The sequence below is a fragment of the Aquimonas sp. genome (assembly GCF_044377145.1).
Classification (GTDB): Bacteria; Pseudomonadota; Gammaproteobacteria; order Xanthomonadales; family Xanthomonadaceae; genus Aquimonas.
Genome location: NZ_JBILJQ010000158.1, coordinates 1 through 3,866, shown reverse-complemented (window position 1 = coordinate 3,866; position 3,866 = coordinate 1). Strand labels below are relative to the sequence as shown.

3 protein-coding genes and 1 pseudogene are annotated in these 3,866 nt (G+C 67.8%); all 4 read right to left on the bottom strand.

Going from position 1 to position 3,866, the window contains the following annotated elements:
* Positions 1-314 (bottom strand): nuclear transport factor 2 family protein (locus tag ACIQ7H_RS22020; protein WP_395795613.1); only part of this gene is annotated, 314 nt, incomplete at its 3' end.
* A 147-nt stretch (positions 315-461) separates the two neighbouring features.
* Positions 462-2,615: a tetratricopeptide repeat protein gene (locus ACIQ7H_RS22015; RefSeq protein WP_395795611.1), complete on the bottom strand. Its 2,154-nt coding sequence runs from the start codon at positions 2,613-2,615 to the stop codon at positions 462-464.
* Positions 2,616-3,530 (bottom strand): hypothetical protein, encoded by a 915-nt coding sequence (locus ACIQ7H_RS22010; RefSeq protein WP_395795609.1) that lies wholly within the window; start codon positions 3,528-3,530, stop codon positions 2,616-2,618.
* 145 nt (positions 3,531-3,675) lie between these two features.
* Positions 3,676-3,866: pseudogene (locus ACIQ7H_RS22005) on the bottom strand (hypothetical protein); the annotation flags it as partial.

The following is a 3,866-nucleotide window of genomic DNA, read 5'->3' as shown; positions in this document are numbered from 1 at the left end:
AAGTAGCCGCGCTGGAACACGATCTCGCCATCGCGCACCTGGAAGAACCCGCAGCCGCGCAGGCCCTTGGGATCACGCCATTCAAGGATCGCCCACTCGCCGTCGGCAAAAATGTTCTCGACCAGACAAACCATCTCGGCGCGCCCAAACTCGATCTCGAACATCCGCCGAATCGCCTCGCGCCCCCGCAGCGGCTCCATCACCACCTGATGATTGACGGCCCCCGGCGCGTAAAGACGCGCTAGGCCCTCGACATCACCGGCGTTGAAGCGCCGCACCCACTCTTCCACAAGCGCTTTCGGCGACATGCTCATGCTCCCTCTGCAGCGGTAGCTGCCTCGTATCGCCGACAGTAGCGTTGACCCGCAGCGGTTCGACAACACATGTCGACTGATTGCCCTGACCTCATTTCGCCGTGGCACGCGACCGTCGCGCATCTACGAAGTCGCACTGTGTTGGCATCAGGCCGCCAAGAGCGCCTCGCCAAGCGTTGCCTCGGAGGCATCGTGCACGAGCCGCAGTACGGCGGCGCGGTGAAGTTGGAGCGGTTCGAGGATAGAAGCGGCATCGCCGCGCACGATGCGCAGCGCGGCGTGCAAGCGGCCCTCGATGCGCTCCTTCCCCGGCGGCAGCGGTTCGGCCAGCCAGGCATCGATCTCGCTCGCCGCCGTAACGTCTCCGACCAGAGCGCGCGCGACGAGGACAAGCGCGCGCAATCGCGGTTGGGTCTGGGCGAGCTTTTCCAGCCGGGCGCGATCCTCCGCATTTAGCGCCGCCTCGAAGGCGACCGCGAAGACCGGCATGACATCGACTTCAGTACCGCCAGCCCGCAGTGACAGCACACTTGCATAGGCTGTTTCGACATCGCCTTGCAGCAGGTCGGAGCCGGCGACCGGCGGCTCGCCCAGCGTGGCGGCGTGCTCTTGGAGGAAGCGCAGGCGGCGCAGCCGGCCGAGCGCCAACATCCGCGCCAGTTCGGCATCGCCGTCCGGCTCGGTCTCGGAGGCTGCTGGCAGCGGTGCCGCCAACTCCTTGGCGACCCAGGGGAGTGGCTGGCCGCGAGCTAGGCGGCTAGCGAGATCGGCAAGGAATCTGTCCTGGGGGAAGCGCCGCAGCCCCTCGGCAACCGTGGCGTTTGCGTCATCCGTCCGGCCGGCATGGGCGAGCAGTCTGGTGCGCACGGCGAAGGAGAACTCATTGGCGGCACCGTCGGCAAAGGCGTCGTACATGACCGCCATGGCCTCCTCGGCGCGGTCCCCGGCGATCAGCAGTTCGGCCAGTTGGGTCCGCGCCGGCACATTGGCGGGAAAGCGCTCGATGGTCTCGCGCAGCAGCGCCGCGGCCTCAAGCTGGCGCTGCGGCAGGCGGGCCAGCAGCAGCGCGAGCTGGGTGAAGCCGTCCGGCTGGTCGGGGATCCGGCGCAACTGCTCCCAGCCGAGCAGTTCCGCCGCCTGCAGCCGGCCTTGGGCGATCAGCGCTCTGTGCCAGACCGACCAGAGGAAGCCGTTGTTGGGCTCCCAGGCGAGCGCCTCGCGGGCGAGCGCCTCGGCGAGGCGGGCGCGCTCGGCCGGAGAGTCCGCGGGTTGGTCCATCAGCGCGCTTCCGAGGGCGTGGACCATGCGCGAAAAGTAGCTCGGCTGCCCGGTGGCGCTGAGGAATCGACGGTGACCCGCAACCAATGCATCGATGTTGGCGCGCATCGATGCGAAGGGCTCGCCAAGCCGCCCGATGACAGCTATGCACGCCTCCGGCCCTGGCGACCGCAGAACCTCCGGTGAGCTCTGGTTCGGCCCCCGCGGGCGTAGGCGCAGATCCGGGTCAGCCTCGCCCCACCAGCCCGGCGCCGTGATGCCGGCGTCACTGAACAGACTGGTATCGAGCAGTTGCGTCACCTGCGTCCGCCAGCTCGACGGATTTCTCGGATAGAGCGATTTCAGCGCCAGCCACTCGGCGCGGAAGGCGGCGCCGTTAGGTTTTCGGGCCAGCGCCCAGTGCGCCAGGCCGGCCAGCCACGGAAGATCGCTGTTGGCCTGCGGCAGGCGGCGCAGGCCTAGCAGGCCGATGGCCAGATAGCGCGTCGGCAGCGCGCCGCCCGCCTCGCGGCAGAGGAGGTGCCACAGCGGCACCAGTTCCTGTGCCGACAGCGCCGGGTCGGTGGTATGCGCCAAGTTCTGGGTCAGCGCCAAGGTTCGCCACAGCATGGCCCGCGCGTCGCGCGACGGGGCCAGGACATGACGAGCACAGAAATCCGTCCATTCGGCGCGGCGACGGCGCAGCGCGACCGCCGAGCGCGGCAGGCCGAGGATGTAGACGATTTCCAGCGTCTCAGAGATTTCCCGCACCCAGCTCTGGCGTGGGCCTGGCCGGGGGGGAGCAGATTCGCGGCGCCGCGTGTCCAGCCAGTCCAGAACCGCGTTGTCCAGAACCGCGCGCGCCGGGTCGTCCTCCGCCAGACCGCCGAACAGCAGCCGTGCCGCGTCCGGGGCATCGGCGCGCTGATAGGGGTGGATGGCGGTATGGCCGGCCACAAGATCCGCGTAGCCGCGCCGCGGATCGCTAAGGAACTGGTCGATCCAGGGGTGGCGGCCCGGCTGTGCAACTGCGGATGCAATCACCTAGTCGATCTCCTCGCCGTAGTCGTCACGATCGGCGGCGATGCGCAGCACCAGCAGGTGATAGTTGCGCAGCGCCTTGAGGTCGCCGCGCACCGGCGCATCACCCATGCGCGCCACGCCGATCAGGTGGCGGCGGTGATAGGCAATACGCGCATGCAGGATTTCGGCAACCAAGTCGGTGTCATCATAGTCGGCGCCCAGCGGCATGGCGCGGCCGCAAGGCAGGCCGGCCGGGCTGGGAAAGAACTGAGCATTCGGCGGCGCGTCAAGCACCGTCGGAACCGCGAAAGCGCTGGCCGCACCGTCGCTATGCGCTGCGTCACGTACCTCGCGCACGGTGTAGCGCATCAGCGCCACCGGCTCCCCGCCGGCGCCATAGTGCGCCAAGCCGAGACGGTTGCGCAGGCGCAGCGGCCAGTCTGGCTCCGCGAGATCATCGGCGAGCTCGGAGTGAAAGGCAGCAAACGCGGGCCGCGCGTCACGCTTGGTGTTCCAGGTTGCCAGGAACTTGTCGAGCACCGGCGCATTCTTCATCAAGCACGCATCCTGCAACTGCTCGAAGGTGATGGCATCGGCGTCCAGAGCGCGCTGGATCGATTCCAGCCGAACGATCTCCTGGTCCTCGTCGAGCGCCCCATAGACAGCGAGGCCACCCGCAGCCGCGAAGGTTTCGGGTACGGCCCACCCCTCGGTATTGTCCCTTACGTCATTGCGGATGAGGTTGGCCAGCGGCGTCGCCGCTACAGCCGCAACCGCGTCTGCCTCGAACCGAAGCCGGCGGGTGTCGTCGAGCCGCTCCTCAAACCAGAAATTGTCGGCCATCGCCCGCTCCGCCACATCGCTGCGGCCGCGCCAATCCTGCAAGGCGGTCTGAAGTCGAGAACCGGCGAATCGCACAGGACAGGAGTAGCTCATGTTTGTTTCAGGGCGTTGAGCCTAGCTTGCGCGCCCTGTGCCGGCAACACACGGCGTGGTGTTCGCCGCTGGCTCAGATGAAATGCCGACCTGCGTCATGCCGCAGCGCTCAGGCGAGCGCCAGCGCACAGCACGACACCGCGACTCACTGAGCGAGGTAGTTCTCCGGCACCGCCAGCCCCTGCTGGCGAAAGAACGAGAGCTGATCGAAGTAGCCGCGCTGGAACACGATCTCGCCATCGCGCACCTGGAAGAACCCGCAGCCGCGCAGGCCCTTGGGATCACGCCATTCAAGGATCGCCCACTCGCCGTCGGCAAAAATGTTCTCGACCAGAC

Excerpts from the sequence above, each read along its gene's own strand:
- ACIQ7H_RS22010 (WP_395795609.1), bottom strand. The coding sequence starts at position 3,530 with ATGAGCTACTCCTGTCCTGTGCGATTCGCCGGTTCTCGACTTCAGACC.